Source organism: Ochrobactrum teleogrylli, assembly GCF_037482325.1.
Taxonomy (GTDB): Bacteria; Pseudomonadota; Alphaproteobacteria; order Rhizobiales; family Rhizobiaceae; genus Brucella; species Brucella teleogrylli.
On the sequence record NZ_JBBHKQ010000001.1, the window covers coordinates 716,633 to 732,255 of the forward strand.

A 15,623-nucleotide genomic window follows, 5' to 3' on the forward strand; every position below is an offset into this window, starting at 1 on the left:
CGCCTTATAGTCTTTTGCGTCTGACGATCAGAGGCCGATGCTTGCCTTGACGGCAGCAGCGCCGGGTTCGCCCTTCAGCGTCGTTACGCCTGCCAGCCACTTGTCGATCTGCTCAGGATTAGCTTTCAACCATTCCTTCGCAGCCGCAGGGCCTTCCGCACCGTCGTCCAGAATCTTGCCCATCAGCTCGTTTTCAATGTCGACGGTGAAGGTAAGGTTCTTGAAAAAGGTTGCAGCGTTCGGGCAATTCGCCGACCAGCCGGTGCGGGCCAGCGTGTAAACTTCGGCGCCACCATAGTTCGGACCGAAATAATCATCGCCGCCCGATAAATATTCAATCTTCAGTTTGGTGTTCATCGGATGCGGCGCCCAGGCGAGAAACACCACCCAGCCCTTGTCCTTGTTCTTGCGGTCTACCTGCGCCAGCATGGCCTGCTCGCTGGATTCCACGATCTTCCAGCCGTCGAGCTTGAATTTCGGGTCTTCAATGATCTTCTGGATATTCTGGTTGGCGGGAGCGCCGGGCTCAATACCGTAAATCTCCTTGCCGAATTTATCGCCCTGCGCGGCAAGATCGGCAAAATCCTTGATGCCTTCGCTTGCGACATAATCCGGCACTGCGAGCGTGAACTTCGCACCTTCAAGATTCTTGACGATCACCTCGGCTGCTTTGGCCTTGTCGAGATCGTCGCGGAATTTCTGCTGAGCGGGCATCCAGTTGCCGAGGAAGACGTCGAGATTGCCAGTCTTCAGGGCCTCATAGCCAATCGGCACAGACATCGTCTTCACATCGGGCTTATAGCCAAGCCCCGTCAGCAGCACGCTCGCGATGGAATTGGTCGAGGTGATATCTGTCCAGCCCGGATCGGACAGGCGGATGGTTTCGCATGCAGCCGGATCGGCAGCATAAGCCGTTCCCGCCAGCCCGGTGAACGCCGCAAACGCCAGCGCAGTCGTCTTCAAATAGCGCATCGGTGACCCCTCCTTGATGGATGCGTTCCGCATCTCGTACAATCAAAAGCCGTTATGGCTTGCATTTCGACTTTCAGGAAAACACCATTTACGCTAAGGAAAAACCCATTCATTTTTTATTGGAGATATAAAGGTTCTTTATGGTTTCTCCGTCCTGGGATCTTGGCAGCCTTGGCGTTTTCGAAGCGGTCGGACGTTTGGAAAATCTGACCCTTGCGGCGCGTGAACTCGGCATGACGCAACCTGCCGTCAGCTATCAAATAAAACGCATGGAAGACCGTTTGGGTGTTGCGCTGTTTGCAAGGCGGGCGCGTGGCGTTGAAATTTTGCCCGATGGGCGAATCCTTTATGAAGCGGTGCGCGCCGGTCTGGATGGGATAGAAGACGCCGTGCAGCAGATCAGGCGCAGGCAGCGCTCGCCCGGTTTGCGGATCGCAACCGATTACGGCTTTGCCACTTTCTGGCTGATGCCGCGGGTGGCGCAATTCAGGCCGAAACATCCCGAGGTGGATGTGCGGATCACGGCATCCTCCATGCTGCAGCCGCTCGACTATCGCGAGGCAGACATCGCAATCCTGTTTGGCGCGCGCAATGATTTTCCCAAAGGCTCCGTCCCCTTCATCGGCGAAAAGGTGGTGCCGGTCTGCTCGCCCGCTTTTCTCGAAAAATCCGGCGGCTTTCCCTCCGGTAAGGGGCTTGGTGCTGCCTCGCTTCTGCATCTCGACACCTTGCAGGGCGATCGCTGGTTCACCTGGCAATCGTGGCTGAATGCCATCGGCGAGGAGATCGATGACGGCAATTACGGCCTCGTCTTCAATACCTATAATCTGGTGATTGAGGCGGCGATTGCCGATCAGGGCGTCGCGCTTGGCTGGGCCGGGCTGATTGATGGCGCAGTGCAACGCGGGCAACTCGTCCACGCCTGCGACCGATCGCTAACGAGCGAAAACGGCTATTGGCTGGTTTTCAATCCCGATATTTCCGACACGGCGCGGGCGCTTGCCATGGAACTGATCGAGACACCCGACAACGGCTGATGCGGCGGCAAGCGCTATTCCACCAAGCCGACAATCGGGCCAAAACCGCCATGCCAGGATATGTCGTTGCGGCCCATAGCGGGATCATAAATGCCTGTCCCGTTTCCACCATCGAGAAACAGCGCATTCGGGCATTTCAAATGGTCGCGAAACATGCGCGCGAAATCATGAAAATTCACCGGGTCTTCGCTGATGGCTAAGCGCACAGCGCCATTTTCGCAAACACCGACGCCGCTGCGGCGTGTGCGGTCCGTCGAGCCGGCAATAAAGGCCGGGTGCAATTTGTTGCGGATGACCAGCATGGGGCCTGACTGGGTGGCAAAACTGACCTTTGGCCGGCGTTTCAAAAACGTGTCGGTCGGAAGAATTCCCGCCGCCTTGTCGTCCCAGAAGAAAACACCATTCGGCCTCTTGTAGAAATTTGGCACAGGACCACCTGCACTTTCGCCTTTCTGCCTGTTGGCGGGACGCTGTTCCTGTCCGTTCTCAACATAAAGGCCTATCGGCGCAAAATCCTGCCCGTACATTCCGGCATTCATCGCGAAAACCAGTCTGCGGCCATCGTCGCTGACGGCCTTGGCAGCGCTGGAGAATGTCCGATAGGGCTTGTCGTCGGCCCCTTTCCAGAACAGCCGCAGCCCGGCGACACCGTTTTCCGGCTTGCAGATGATATATTTCGTATTCTCGAAACTATCCGCCTCGCAAATGCCGGGCTTGCCCGGTTCCTGTGCCTGAGCAGGACAGGACATCGCCGCCACGAGCATCATGGCCACAGTGGATAATCCGCGCTTCAGATAGATCGCCAATGCCGTTGCTTCTTTCTTCATCTCGCCACTATGCAGAAATTGGGAGATTCGAAGAAGCCTTTGTTATCAAGCGATCTCCGATGCCTCGTTTCGTGCCGCCTTGCGGGTCGCATAGATGAAAGCTGCGGCGAAAGTCATTGAAAGCAAAAGCACAATTGTGGGTGCCGGAGCGCTGTCGATGAAGAACGACAGATAAGCGCCGATGAACGAACCCGCCGCCGCGATGACCGCAGCCAGAACCAGCATGGTGCTGAACTTACGCGTCAGGAGAAATGCAATGGCCCCCGGCGCGATCAGCATCGCGATGGCAAGGATGATACCGACAGCCTGCAACGCACCCACAATCGTCAGCGAGATGAGGCTCAGCAGGCCGTAATGCAGGAGATTGACCCGAAGGCCCACCGCCCTCGCCTGCGCGGGATCGAAGGCATGCAAAAGGAAGTCTTTCCATTTTACGCCGATGATCGCGGAGGTGAACAGCGCAATCAGCCCCGTCTGTCCAATATCGAACCACGAAACACCCAGCATATCGCCGAACAAAATATGGTCGAGATGCACATCCGGCCTGACCTTGACATAGAGCACCAGTCCCAGCCCGAACATGCCGGAAAACACCACGCCCATGACCGTATCCTGCTTTATGCGGCTGTTATCCTTCAGAAAGCCGGTCGCGAGGGCGCAAAACATGCCCGCAACGAAAGCGCCGACCGCATAGGGAAAGCCCACGACATAGGCGATCACCACACCGGGAAACACCGCGTGGCTGATTGCATCGCCCATCAGCGACCAACCTTTTAGAACGAGAAAGCAGGATAACAGCGCCATGGGAACAGCGACAGTGACGGAAATCACCAGTGCATTGACCATGAATGGAAATTCGAATGGCGAAAGAAGCGTGTCGATAATGTTCACTGCGACGCCTCCATGGCCTGCGTCCTGGCGGCGCGGCGTCGGCTGGCAATCATGCCATGCTTGGGTGCGAAGAAAAATGCGCTAAGGAAAATCGCCGTCTGCAACACGACAATGATGCCACCCGTCGCGCCATCGAGAAAATAACTCGCATAGGCGCCGACGAAACTGGTGGCAGCGCCGATTATCACGGCGATGACCAGCAGTCGCGGAAACCGATCCGTCAGCAGATAGGCCGTGGCTCCCGGTGTCACCACCATGCAGATGACGAGGAAGGCGCCTACCGTCTGGAGCGCCGCCACCGTCGATGCAGAGAGAAGCGTGAAGAACATGATCTTCAGCGCGGTCGGATTAAGGCCAATTGAACGTGCGTGGGTCTCGTCGAAGAATGTGACCATGAGGTCTTTCCATTTGACGAGCAGAAGGGCGAGCGACACGAAGCCGATAATCCCGAGCTGCAGCTTGTCGCCAGGCGTAATCGCCAGAATATTGCCGAGCACGATGGTCTGGATGTTTACCGAGGTCGGCGAGATCGACACCATGAACAAGCCGAGACCGAAAAAGCCTGAGAAGATAAGGCCGATAATGGCGTCTTCCTTCAACTTGGTTCGCTGGTTCAAAAACAGCATGGCGCCTGCCGCCAGCCCGCCGGAAAAGAAGGCGCCAATGGAAAACGGCAGCCCCAGCATATAGGCTCCAGCGACGCCGGGAACGATGGAATGGGACAGGGCATCGCCGATCAGCGACCAGCCCTTCAGCATCAGATAACAGGACAGGAAAGCGCAGACGCCGCCGACCAGCGCCGACACCCACATGGCATCCAGCATATAGCTATAGGTGAATGGCTGCAGGAGTGTTTCCATCATTCCTGCCCTCCTTCTCCATCGCCGCTGTTGCGAATGGCAGTCTTGCCGCCCTGCAAGATCAGCGGGCGTTCATCGTCGCTGATAACGCCTATCGAGGCGGAAGCCTCGCCTTGCGGTCCGTTCAATACGAAATGCCGCAGAACGCCACCAAAGGTCTTTTCCAGATTTTTTTGGGTGAATGTCTCAGCCGTCATCCCATAGGCCAGCACCGTCCCTTTGATCAGGATGGTGCGGTCGCAGAACTCCGGCACGGAACCCAAATTATGCGTTGAGACCAGCATCACGCGGCCTTCATCGCGCAACTCGCGCAACAGCGTGATGATCTGCTCTTCCGTCTTGACGTCGACCCCCGTAAACGGCTCGTCCAGCAGGATCACGCGACCGTCCTGCGCCAGCGCACGGGCAAGGAAAACGCGCTTTTTCTGTCCGCCCGAAAGCTCGCCGATCTGCCGCTTGCGAAACTCGCTCATATTGACGCGGGCAAGCGCATTGGCCACCGCTTCATGATCGACAGCCTTTGGTCTCCGCATCATGCCCATATGGCCATAGCGACCCATCATCACCACATCCTCAACCAGAACCGGAAAATTCCAGTCCACCTCTTCCGATTGCGGCACATAGGCGACGAGGTTCTTGCGCAAGGCTTCGTCAACCGTCATGCCCAGCACCCGGATCGAGCCGCGCGCAAGACGCACAAACCCCATGATCGCCTTGAACAAGGTGGATTTGCCTGACCCATTGACGCCGACAAGAGCGGCAATCGTGCCGGTCGGGATGCGAAAACTCGCGTCGCGCAAGGCAGTCAGACCGTTGCGATAAGTGACGGTAGCGCCATCGACGGAAATGCCGCCATCTTCAGAACCGGAACCGAAATGGCTCTGCCAGTCGGGTTGAGCATTCATCGGATATCTCTTTCATCAGGATCGAATGCGTGCCCGCCACGATGGCGGGCACCAGATTTGTAGAGATCAGGACGGATCAGCCAGTCCCTTGACGATTGTGTCGGAGGTGACGCGTAAGAGGTCGATATAGGTCGGCACCGGGCCGTCCTTGTCGGTCAGGGAATCCACGTAAAGCACGCCGCCATAGCGAGCCCCGGTTTCGCGGGCCACCTGCTGGGCTGGCGCTGGCGAAATCGTGCTTTCGGAAAAGACAACGGTGATGCCGTTCTTGCGCACCGCATCGATGACCTTGCGCACCTGTTGCGGCGTGCCTTGCTGGTCGGCATTGATCGGCCACAGATAGAGTTCCTTCAGACCAAAATCGCGTGCGAGATAGGAAAACGCCCCTTCGCTTGAAACGAGCCAGCGCTTGTCCTCGGGAACAGCGGCAAGTTTCGCCTTGATCGGCTCGATTGCGGCGCGGATCTTCTGCTTATAGGCGTCTGCATTGGCCTTGTAGATGGCGGCATTCGCCGGATCATATTTGACGAAGGCGTCACGGATGTTATCGACATAGATCAGCGCGGCGGTTGGCGACATCCAGGCATGCGGGTTCGGTTTGCCGCTATACGGCCCCTCCGTAATGCCCATCGGAGCGACGCCGTCAGACACCACAACGCTCGGCACGTCCTTCAGGTGCCGAAAGAACTTTTCGAACCAGAGTTCGAGGTTAAGCCCGTTCCACAGAACAAGCTGCGCACCTTGCGCCCGCTTTATGTCACCGGGTGTCGGCTGATAATTATGGATTTCCGCGCCCGGCTTGGTGATCGATTCAACAATTGCCGCATCGCCCGCCACGTTGCGCGCAATGTCGGCAATGACGGTGAAGGTCGTGACCGCCTTGAATTTCTCCTGTGCGCCAGCCGGAGCTATTGCAAACATCGCGATCAATATTGCCGCCAATGCTGCTCCGGTCGCTGCCTTCAGGAAAGTTCGTCTCACCTTGTTCAGCATTTCGCATCCTTCTGCTATTAAGACTTATTTGCAACTGAAAATTGGACTGTCCACCGCAGTTCGAACCGGCCTGCAATTTTGGGTATAGCCCTGTTGACTGCTTATATTCTGCAATTGCAAATTATTTGCAATAAGAAATTGCAAAAATGCCGAATTTCATCACGGGCCTGGTTGGATTCGGAGCTGGCAAATCATGGAAAATCCGACTGAGGGAATGCTGCGGCGCAGGCCACAGAGCCGCGATAATTATTTAAAATCAATAATCTAAACCAATTACCTCATAAAACAGGACTGCCGGCGATTACATCACCGGCAGTCCTTCAATATCGTGACCTACCATTTCACGCGGAAGCCGACCGTTCCCTTATAGGCGTAGCTGTCGCCGAAATTGGCCAGACTAGTGTTGATCGAACCTTCGCCATAGAGCGAATATTTATCGTTGTTCCAGTTATAGCTGCCACCGAGACCGATACCGCCCCAGAAGCGATCATTGCGACTGGTAAAGCTGGTGCCCGAAACGTCAACTTTCGTCCCATCCAGAAACTCGTAGTAAAGATTGGCAATACCGTACACATAGGTCCGGTCGATCAATCCCCTGTCATTGTACCACGAATTCTGGCGGTCGAGGCTCAAGCCGAGACGGCCTTGCAGGCTGTCACCCCGGTTGAGACTGACTTCAGCATCGAAGACATCATTGAAGCTGTCGAAATCGACATTCGAATAAACCAGTTGCGCCTGCGGCGTCACCGACCATTGCTCGTTCAGCATGATGCGCTTGCCGCTTTCGAGCGACAGGGCATAACCGAAGCCGTTATTACCGCTGGTCAGGTCGAAACCCGCGAGCGTGGACTCCAGATCGCTATCATACCACGTTGCCTGCGCCTGTCCGTCGAGATAGAAGCCGTTCTCACCATACCAGGTCAGCGTGCCCCCGAAACCGTAACCATCGGTCGATATTTCACCGTCGCCATAGATCGAGTGCGTCCTGGCCTTGCCGTGCACGTAATGCACGGTCAGCCCGCCGATCAGCTTGCCGTTTTCATTCTCTACGAAAAGACCATCAAGCCCTGCCTGCATGCGGAACGTATTGAAATCGTAATCCGTGCGGGAGGTGGAGAAGCGCGGCGCCATGCTGGTATGCACGCCTTCGACACGCCCCCAGATCCCGTTGTTTTCGATCAGGACACCTGCCTCCTGCGGCGACGCATAAGGCGAGCCGACCGGGTCTGCCCCCTCGGCAACCATGACATTGCCGGCATGGCTCCAGTAGCGGTTGCCCACGCGCTGCTGCAAGGTTGGAAGACCGTTCAGGCCGAGCAGCAATTGCGGATAGGCTTCATAGACAGGAACGCCCGGCTGGTAGAGTGGCAATTCCTCGCCCGGCTCTTCTGGCTCCGGCTCCGGGTTGCCCGGTTCGGGTTCCGGCTCGGGTTCTGGTTCCACCGCACTCACGGTCGAGCGGAGATACCAGTCGCCATCGTTCGGCGTCGAAACACCGCCCTTGTAAAGCCGATAAGCATAGGCCCCGCCGACGACCGCAGGGTCGCCCTCGAACTCGTAATCGCCCAGAAGCGTAAACGAACCATCCGAAGCGCCATCGACGCTGATGATCCTGATGCCTTCGGTCGTCACGGCGCCAGTCCCGTTGACATTGACGACATCGACTAGCGTGCTGCCTGCGGTGTCGCCGGTCACAACCAGCATATCGGTTGCGGAACTGTCATTACCCAAGGTCGTGTTGAGGCGCAGTTCGCCATCCGAACCGATATAGTTTCCGTTGATGGTGAGCCTGTCGCCGACTGAAGTGCCACCGGCGTCCAGATCGATCAGGCCTGCATTGGTCACGCCTACGGCCGTCCCCGCCACACTCGGCGAGATGGCATAGCTTCCCCCGCTGGCGACAACCGAGCTGGTGCTGTCGATGGTCAATGTGCCGGTTTCCGTCGCCGAGTCACCCAATGTCAGGTCGCCGCCCATGGTGAGCTGCGAGCCGGACAGCAGGGAGATGCTTTCCCAATTGATGAAACGCTCCGGCTGTGCAGTCTGCACATTGGTCAGCGTGAGCGCGTCCGTGCCGAGACCGCCATCAAGTAGCGTGGTCGGCTGCACAGTCGTTTTGGTCAGATTTGTTAGATTGGCAACGTCATCGCCGTCATTGAGATGAATTTCACCGGCAATCGTCCCGGCGCCGGTCCAGTTCAGCGTGTCGACCCCGGCTCCCGTCAGCACGTCGCCCGTTATGGTACCGCCCGTCACGTTGATGGTGTTGACACCACCCGCCAGACTGATCGCCGTGCCATTGCCGCCGGTAATGATACCGGCGTTGCTCACGGTATAGCGGCTGCCGGCGCCGAGAACACCGGTGGCCAAAGTGCTGGTGATCACGCCCGTTTCGGTGTTCGTTAGGACTGTGCCGCCGAGCATATAGACGCCATTGCCGCCATCGCCGGTGGCCGAAATCGTGCCGGAGTTGACGACGGTTTCATTGACGCCCGCCAGGACGCCATAGGCATTCAGGCCGCTGACGCTGACTGTGCCCGTATTGGTCAGAAACCCGAAGCCGCCCAACGAGCGCATACCATGCGCCGTCTGGCCGGACGTCTCAATCGTACCGTTATTGGTCAGTTCCCCCATATACTGCTTCGACATGCCGAATCCGTTCAGCGAGGTCGTCGTGATGGTTCCGTTGTTGACGGCATTGGCGTAGTCGTCGAGCAAAACGCCGGAACCCAGCGCATTGATGATCGCGCCCGCACCGATCGTCACAGTGATGTAGTCTTGTCCCGTGGTCGCGATAACGCCATAAGTGAAAGGGTTGGGCGCAGTCGCATCGCAGGTAATGGTTTCGCCCTCGTCCGGCTGGCCTTCCGCCGTGCTGGAACCGGTGATCGCTATTGCGCGCGTGACATTGAAGCACGCTGCTTCGGCAATATCCGGAAAGGCTGTTCCGGCGAGTGTCGTCAATCCCGCAAGCGCCAGCGATGGAAAAGCCCGGCTCAATACGCCTTGCACAGTCACGGATTTCATATGGTTAGCGGGAGTACGGTCATATTTCCAACTGGCCATCCGGAAACTCCAACGAGAACGAACATCTCTAGGACTGTGCATGTACGAAAGAGCGGAAAAGCCCGAGAACAAATATCACCCAAAATGAATTGCTACAGAATACAGCAAGTCATTCTGGTGTAACGATATCCGCCGTTGAAAAGAAACACGCCCCTCAACGCGCAAATCAGTTCTTTCTAATTAAGAGAATTATTTCGAACCATTCGCCTGTCAAGGGCGCTCGCAGCAGATTTGACGCATAGGTCAATCATAGATTGTGAAACGTTGCCTGATTGCATCGGCAAGTGCTAAAATTCCCTCACTGAAAAAATAAGACCCGCTGCACAAACCCAATTGTGCAGCGGGCCCATAGAAACTCTTGGTTCTGACAATGCGTTCAGCGCATTCAGAAAATCCGCCTATTCCTTCACCGCTCCCGTCATCGACGACACGTAGTAGTCAACGAAGAACGAATAGAGGATCACCACCGGCAGCGAACCGAACAGCGCCCCCGCCATCAGCGCGCCCCATTCGAAAATATCGCCGCGCACCAGTTCGGTCAGCACGCCCACGGGAACAGTCTTGTTCTCGGAAGACTGAATGAATGTCAGCGCATAGATGAATTCGTTCCAGGAAAGCGTGAAGGCGAAGATGCCTGCCGAAATCAACCCCGGCACGGCCAGCGGCAGGATGATCTTGAGCAGAATCTGCCACCGGTTGGCGCCATCCACCAGAGCACTTTCCTCAAGCTCGAAGGGTATTGAGCGAAAATATCCCATCAGCAGCCATGTACAGAAAGGAATGAGGAAGGTGGGATAGGTGAAGATCAGCGCCAGACGTGAATCATAGATGCCGAGCTTGAAGACGATGAACGCCAGCGGAATGAACAGGATCGACGGTGGCACCAGATAGGCCAGAAAGATGAACAGGCCAACCGAGCGCGAGCCGGTGAAGCGGATGCGTTCGATCGCATAAGCGCCCAACACGGAAGCAATCAGCGACAGGAAAGTCGAAGCCGTCGCCACCAGCATCGTGTTCCACAACCAGCCCGGATAGGAGGTCTCGAACAGCAGATATTTGATATGGTCAAGCGTCGGCCCCACCACCCAGAAGGGGCTGAAATTATCATAATCCGTCAGCTGCGAGTTCGGTTTTACTGCGGTGATCGCCATCCAGTAAAACGGAAACAGCAGCACGAAGACGAACAGCGCTATGGGTATGTAGATCGTCACCACCCGCCGCGGCAGGCGATTGAGATAGGACATGCCCTGGCTGTCGTCCTTCAAAGCGGCTTCATTGGAAGGTGCCTTGGAATTCATGGTCATCTCCATTGTCAGTCGCTTCCGCCCTGCTGCCATTTGCGACGCTGCAAGCCGAAGAAAGAAAACATGATGGCGGCAAGGAGGAACGGGATCATCGCGACCGCAATCGCTGCACCCTCACCCAATTGGCCGCCGGGAATGGCGCGCTGGAAAGACAGGGTCGCCATCAGGTGGGTTGCGTTGACCGGGCCGCCCTTGGTCAGAACGTAGATCAACTGGAAATCCGTGAAGGTGAACAACACGGAGAACGTCATCACCACCGCGATGATCGGCGTCAGCATCGGCAATGTCACATGCCGGAACCGCTGCCAGCTTGAGGCACCATCCAGCGATGCTGCTTCCTGCAATGAGGCGGGAATGGTCTGCAAGCCAGCGAGAAGCGAAATCGCCACGAAAGGAATGCCGCGCCAGACATTGGCTGCAATCACCGAAAGACGCGCATTGGTTGGATCGCCAAGGAAATTGATGGGTTGATCGATGAGGCCCATTTTGATCAGCGACCACGAAATGATCGAGAACTGGGAATCGTAGATCCACCAGAATGCCAGTGCTGAAAGCACGGTCGGCACCACCCATGGCAACAGCACGATGGCGCGGAAGAACGATTTGCACGGCAGGTTTTCGTTCAACAGCAGCGCGAGCCAGAGGCCGAGACCGAATTTCAACACCGACGCCACGGTTGTGTAGAGTACGGTGTTGAACACCGACAGCCAGAAGACACTGTCATCCCACAGAAACTCGTAATTTTCCAAGCCGATGAAAATGCCATCGCGGCCAATCTTCGTGTCGGTAAAGCCGAGCCAGACGCCGAGACCAAGCGGATAGGTCAGGAAGCAGACCAGAAAAACCGCTGCGGGCAGCATGAACAGAAAGCCCAGCATGTTGTGATTATTCGCAAGGCGAGACATGAAAGGCCGTTTTATCGCACCGGGATCGCCGGATACTCCGGCTCCGGGTGAATTGGTCATCGTCATGGATACAAATCTCCAGAACCCAAAAAGAAACGAGGCGCGAAGTTAGGCTTCGCGCCTCCGCTCCAGCGACTAGACGCGATAATAGCGGTTGGCGCGTTTTTCGGCGCTCGCCACAGCTTCTTCCGGCGTGGAAGCACCGGTAACGGCGGAGGCGAACATGTCGACCAGAACATAGTCGGCCATGACGGCTGCCGAAGCATAGCCGAGCGGACCGGCATAGCCGTTCGGACGCAGCGTTTCCGAAGCGCGGGCATAAGGCGTATGGATCGGATTTGCCTTCCACACCGGATTATCCGCGAAAGCCTTGAGCGGCTGGCAGCAATAGGCGCTGGAACCTTCAAGCCAGGCGTTCATCTGATCGGCTTCCATCATGAATTTGATGTAGGCCTTGGCTGCTTCCGGATATTTCGAATGCTTGAACAGCAGAAGCGAGCTGGTCTGGTGCAGTTCTACGCTCTTGCCGACCGGGCCAATGGGGAAGTTCGTGCTGCGCATGTCAGCGGCGAATTCGCTAAGTTTCGGATCATTCTTCGCCGCATAGTAGATGGAAACGCCATTGGCCGTCAGCGACACCTGACCGGCGAGGAACGCACGGTTGTTGTTGATGTCGAGCCAGCTTTCCGTGCCCGGAATGAAGGTCGCATAAAGCTCCTTGGCATAGTTGATGGCGGCAATCGTTTCCGGCGAGTTGATCGTCACCTTGCCGCTTTCATCGACCATCTGCGCGCCGTGGCTCCAGAGCAGCCAATGCGCATAGTTGTTGCCGTCACCGACAGCCTTGCCATGCGGGAAGCCAGCAGGCGTTCCCTTGGCTTTCATGGCCTTGCAAAGCTCAAGGAAGCCCTTGGTGTCCTGCGGGAATTCGCTGAAGCCAGCTGCTTTCATATGGCTGTCGCGATAGACAATCGCGTTGCCGATTGCTGTCAGCGGCATGGCGATGAACTTGCCTTCGCGGGTCGCATAACCCTTGAGGCCGTCATAGAAACCGCCATATTTCCCGTCGAGATAAGTGCCAAGCTCCGTCAGATCGACCAACTTGTCAGGATACTGGTGGGCATCGTCGAACCAGCACATCACGATATCGGGGCCAGAGCCCACATTGGCGGCAACCGCAGCCTTTGGACGAATATCTTCCCAGCTTTCCTTGTCGATGCGCACTTCGACGCCGGTGGCTTCGGTAAACTTCTTGGTGTTGGCGAGCCAGCTTTCCTCATCGCCCTTCACAAAAGGCGTCCAGCGCAACACGCGCAGGCTGGCGCCCGCTTCCGGCTTATAGTCCGGTTCGGCTGCAAAAGACGGACGAATGCCGAGGCCCGACAAACCCGCCGCGCCAACAAGACTTGCCGTTCCTGTCAGGAATGTTCTTCTTCTGATAGTCATTATGCTCCTCCTCCAAAAATGGGACTTGGTTACGCCGTGTTCGCTGTCCCTGCAGGCGAAAACGGCTATCTGGTGAAATGCACTTTCCCAGAAAAGACACGGCCTCCGGCTCTCCCCTCCTTCAGCGTGCCTTGTATAAATTCATCCAATAAGGCGCATGCCGCTCTCTTCGTCGAAGAGGTGAACATTGCCGGGGTCGATGGAAATATTGATCGCCTCGCCGGGGCGCACATCGACGCGTTCGCGGAAAACACAGGTGACTTCCGTGCCGCCGAAATTCACGACCATCTGCGTTTCATAGCCGGTCGGTTCGATCACCACCACGGGCGCGGCCAGACCCGCACCGTCAAGCCGGATATATTCCGGGCGCAGACCGTAAACGAGGTCTCGCCCCACAGCCTGCGGATAGCTGCGCGACAAGGGCAACCTTGTGCCATCGGTAGCCACGAACACCTGCGGATTTTGCGGATCAAGCTTGCCCTTGATCATGTTCATAGCCGGAGAACCGATAAAGCCAGCCACAAACAGATTGTTGGGATTGTCATAGAGTTCCAGCGGCGAACCCACCTGCTCAACAATGCCGTCATGCATGACGACGATCTTGTCGGCCATGGTCATGGCTTCGATCTGGTCGTGCGTCACATAAACGGTCGTCGTTTTCAGGCGGTGATGCAGTTCCTTGATCTCGGCGCGCATCGCAACACGCAGCTTGGCGTCGAGATTGGACAAAGGCTCATCGAACAGGAAAACCTGCGGATCGCGAACAATGGCGCGTCCCATAGCCACGCGCTGGCGCTGACCACCGGAAAGCTGGCGCGGATAGCGGTCGAGCAGATTGGTTAGGCCCAGAATGCCAGCGGCATAATTCACACGCTTGTCGATTTCCGCCTGCGGCGCTGAATTCAGCATCAGCGAGAACGCCATGTTCTTGGCGACCGTCATATGCGGATAGAGCGCATAATTCTGGAACACCATGGCGATATCGCGTTCCTTGGGCGGCAGGTTGTTGACCGGCCTGCCGCCGATGCGAATTTCGCCGCCGGAAATATTCTCCAGACCGGCCAGCATGCGCAGCAGGGTCGATTTTCCACAACCCGAGGGGCCGACGAGAATGACGAACTCGCCGTCTTCAATATCGATATTAACGCCTTTGATGACGGGGAAATTGCCGAAAGACTTTTTCACTTCGGCGAACTGAACAGTGGCCATGCATCTCCTCCCAGACTGCATTCTGTATTTTCAGAAGATGTGAATGTCGGCTCCTCACTTCCGACGCTCAGATCTTTCGCGAATATTCTCCTTGCTTTTCATGCTCTCCGCGCCGAATTCCTCTTTCGGTGCGCATTCCCGTTTTTATTTAACCCCGGCCCACAAAGGGCATCTTGGTTGCCATGACGGTCATGGTCAGCACATTGGCGTCGAGCGGCAGGCTTGCCATATAGACAACCGCATTGGCGACATGTGCCGGATCAATGGTCGGCTCCGCCGCCATTGTTCCATTGGCCTGAATGACGCCGGTGGAAATCTTCTGCGTCATATCGCTGGCGGCATTACCGATATCGATCTGGCCGCAGGCAATATCGAAATTGCGCCCGTCGAGGGCGGTCGATTTGGTCAGCCCGGCAATGGCATGTTTCGTCGCCGTATAAGGCGCTGAATTGGGGCGCGGCGTGGTGGCGGAAATGGACCCATTATTGATAATCCGCCCGCCGCGCGGGCTTTGCGCCTTCATCACGCGGAAAGCCTGCTGCGTGCACAGAAAAGCGCCCGTGAGATTGGCGCCGACAATCGCGCTCCAGTCTTCGAACGTAACCTCTTCAAGCGGCACACCCGGAACGAGAACGCCCGCATTGTTGACCAGAAGGTCGAGCCGTCCGAACTTTTCAACAATCGCATCAAACAGTTTGCGAACGGCGACCGGGTCGCCCACATCAGCTGCGATTGGGTGAAAGCTTCCCCCCGTTTGCGAGGCGAGATCGGATGCTGCCTTTTCCAGCACATCGATGCGACGACCGGAAATCACGACGTGATAACCTTGTGCTCCGAGGGCTTTGGCGATAGCGCGGCCCACACCTGTACCGCCGCCGGTGACAAGCGCAATGGCCCCACTTTTCGCACCCGTTGCCTCACTCATCCCAGCATTCCTCCGTGTTGCGCCCCCGGCCTCAGAGCGCGTTTTCAATTTGAATTTTCTATTGAAGCAAGATCCTGACGATCCTCGAAACCCGGAGGGCGGATATGCTTCGGCCTGCATGCATTATCGAATTTCAATAGTGGGTCGATGCTGCGCAGCTGATAGTCAGGCGCGCTTATTGCGTATGCCGTCAATTCCCTGCCGGGACCGTTTCACCCTTAACTGGTAAGGTGAACGGACCACTTGTCCATTGTTGGCCGGTCGAAGGCCGCGAGTCAATCTC

At 56.7% G+C, this 15,623-nt stretch carries 13 protein-coding genes; 1 reads left to right on the forward strand and 12 read right to left on the reverse strand.

Annotation, left to right across the window (positions count from 1 at the left end):
• Window positions 1–27 precede the first annotated feature (27 nt).
• The gene (gene choX / locus WIX40_RS03400) at window positions 28–972 is read right to left on the reverse strand and encodes a choline ABC transporter substrate-binding protein (RefSeq protein ID WP_140023667.1); all 945 of its coding nucleotides are present in this window, start codon (window positions 970–972) and stop codon (window positions 28–30) included.
• A 140-nt stretch (window positions 973–1,112) separates the two neighbouring features.
• Between choX and WIX40_RS03405 the strand changes: the two genes are divergently transcribed.
• A complete protein-coding gene (locus tag WIX40_RS03405; RefSeq protein ID WP_339438467.1) occupies window positions 1,113–2,009 on the forward strand; it encodes a LysR substrate-binding domain-containing protein in 897 nt (298 codons plus the stop codon).
• 14 nt (window positions 2,010–2,023) lie between these two features.
• Here WIX40_RS03405 and WIX40_RS03410 read toward each other — a convergent pair whose 3' ends face one another.
• The 11 genes from WIX40_RS03410 to WIX40_RS03460 form a co-directional block, all read right to left on the reverse strand.
• Window positions 2,024–2,836 carry a phosphodiester glycosidase family protein gene (locus WIX40_RS03410; RefSeq protein WP_371834115.1) on the reverse strand — a complete coding sequence of 271 codons (813 nt, stop codon included), beginning with the start codon at window positions 2,834–2,836 and terminating at the stop codon, window positions 2,024–2,026.
• A gap of 45 nt (window positions 2,837–2,881) precedes the next feature.
• Complete coding sequence (locus WIX40_RS03415; RefSeq protein WP_339438468.1) at window positions 2,882–3,727, reverse strand: metal ABC transporter permease; 846 nt, start codon at window positions 3,725–3,727, stop codon at window positions 2,882–2,884.
• Window positions 3,724–4,590 (reverse strand): metal ABC transporter permease, encoded by an 867-nt coding sequence (locus WIX40_RS03420; protein ID WP_109367626.1) that lies wholly within the window; start codon window positions 4,588–4,590, stop codon window positions 3,724–3,726. Before WIX40_RS03420 ends, WIX40_RS03415 begins: the two co-directional genes overlap by 4 nt.
• Window positions 4,587–5,492, reverse strand: coding sequence for a manganese/iron ABC transporter ATP-binding protein (locus WIX40_RS03425; protein WP_140023663.1), 906 nt, complete (start codon window positions 5,490–5,492; stop codon window positions 4,587–4,589). Before WIX40_RS03425 ends, WIX40_RS03420 begins: the two co-directional genes overlap by 4 nt.
• Window positions 5,493–5,558: 66 nt before the next feature.
• Complete coding sequence (locus WIX40_RS03430; protein ID WP_339438471.1) at window positions 5,559–6,485, reverse strand: metal ABC transporter substrate-binding protein; 927 nt, start codon at window positions 6,483–6,485, stop codon at window positions 5,559–5,561.
• 333 nt (window positions 6,486–6,818) lie between these two features.
• Complete coding sequence (locus tag WIX40_RS03435) at window positions 6,819–9,551, reverse strand: autotransporter family protein (protein ID WP_339438472.1); 2,733 nt, start codon at window positions 9,549–9,551, stop codon at window positions 6,819–6,821.
• A 398-nt stretch (window positions 9,552–9,949) separates the two neighbouring features.
• Complete coding sequence (locus tag WIX40_RS03440) at window positions 9,950–10,855, reverse strand: carbohydrate ABC transporter permease (RefSeq protein WP_171319087.1); 906 nt, start codon at window positions 10,853–10,855, stop codon at window positions 9,950–9,952.
• 8 nt (window positions 10,856–10,863) lie between these two features.
• A complete protein-coding gene (locus WIX40_RS03445; RefSeq protein ID WP_371830832.1) occupies window positions 10,864–11,826 on the reverse strand; it encodes a carbohydrate ABC transporter permease in 963 nt (320 codons plus the stop codon).
• A gap of 69 nt (window positions 11,827–11,895) precedes the next feature.
• A complete protein-coding gene (locus tag WIX40_RS03450; RefSeq protein ID WP_109367629.1) occupies window positions 11,896–13,206 on the reverse strand; it encodes an ABC transporter substrate-binding protein in 1,311 nt (436 codons plus the stop codon).
• A 141-nt stretch (window positions 13,207–13,347) separates the two neighbouring features.
• Entirely contained in the window at window positions 13,348–14,415 is a 1,068-nt protein-coding gene (locus WIX40_RS03455; RefSeq protein WP_121538773.1) for an ABC transporter ATP-binding protein, read from the reverse strand.
• A 148-nt stretch (window positions 14,416–14,563) separates the two neighbouring features.
• The gene (locus WIX40_RS03460; RefSeq protein WP_140023659.1) at window positions 14,564–15,340 is read right to left on the reverse strand and encodes an SDR family oxidoreductase; all 777 of its coding nucleotides are present in this window, start codon (window positions 15,338–15,340) and stop codon (window positions 14,564–14,566) included.
• Between the last annotated feature and the right edge of the window lie 283 nt (window positions 15,341–15,623).

What these genes read in the sequence shown, in the direction of transcription:
- choX (WP_140023667.1), bottom strand. Translation starts at nt 972, where the DNA reads ATGCGCTATTTGAAGACGACTGCGCTGGCGTTTGCGGCGTTCACCGGG.
- WIX40_RS03405 (WP_339438467.1), top strand. Translation starts at nt 1,113, where the DNA reads ATGGTTTCTCCGTCCTGGGATCTTGGCAGCCTTGGCGTTTTCGAAGCG.
- WIX40_RS03410 (WP_371834115.1), bottom strand. Translation starts at nt 2,836, where the DNA reads ATGAAGAAAGAAGCAACGGCATTGGCGATCTATCTGAAGCGCGGATTA.
- WIX40_RS03420 (WP_109367626.1), bottom strand. Translation starts at nt 4,590, where the DNA reads ATGATGGAAACACTCCTGCAGCCATTCACCTATAGCTATATGCTGGAT.
- WIX40_RS03425 (WP_140023663.1), bottom strand. Translation starts at nt 5,492, where the DNA reads ATGAATGCTCAACCCGACTGGCAGAGCCATTTCGGTTCCGGTTCTGAA.
- WIX40_RS03430 (WP_339438471.1), bottom strand. Translation starts at nt 6,485, where the DNA reads ATGCTGAACAAGGTGAGACGAACTTTCCTGAAGGCAGCGACCGGAGCA.
- WIX40_RS03435 (WP_339438472.1), bottom strand. Translation starts at nt 9,551, where the DNA reads ATGGCCAGTTGGAAATATGACCGTACTCCCGCTAACCATATGAAATCC.
- WIX40_RS03440 (WP_171319087.1), bottom strand. Translation starts at nt 10,855, where the DNA reads ATGACCATGAATTCCAAGGCACCTTCCAATGAAGCCGCTTTGAAGGAC.
- WIX40_RS03445 (WP_371830832.1), bottom strand. Translation starts at nt 11,826, where the DNA reads ATGACGATGACCAATTCACCCGGAGCCGGAGTATCCGGCGATCCCGGT.
- WIX40_RS03450 (WP_109367629.1), bottom strand. Translation starts at nt 13,206, where the DNA reads ATGACTATCAGAAGAAGAACATTCCTGACAGGAACGGCAAGTCTTGTT.
- WIX40_RS03455 (WP_121538773.1), bottom strand. Translation starts at nt 14,415, where the DNA reads ATGGCCACTGTTCAGTTCGCCGAAGTGAAAAAGTCTTTCGGCAATTTC.
- WIX40_RS03460 (WP_140023659.1), bottom strand. Translation starts at nt 15,340, where the DNA reads ATGAGTGAGGCAACGGGTGCGAAAAGTGGGGCCATTGCGCTTGTCACC.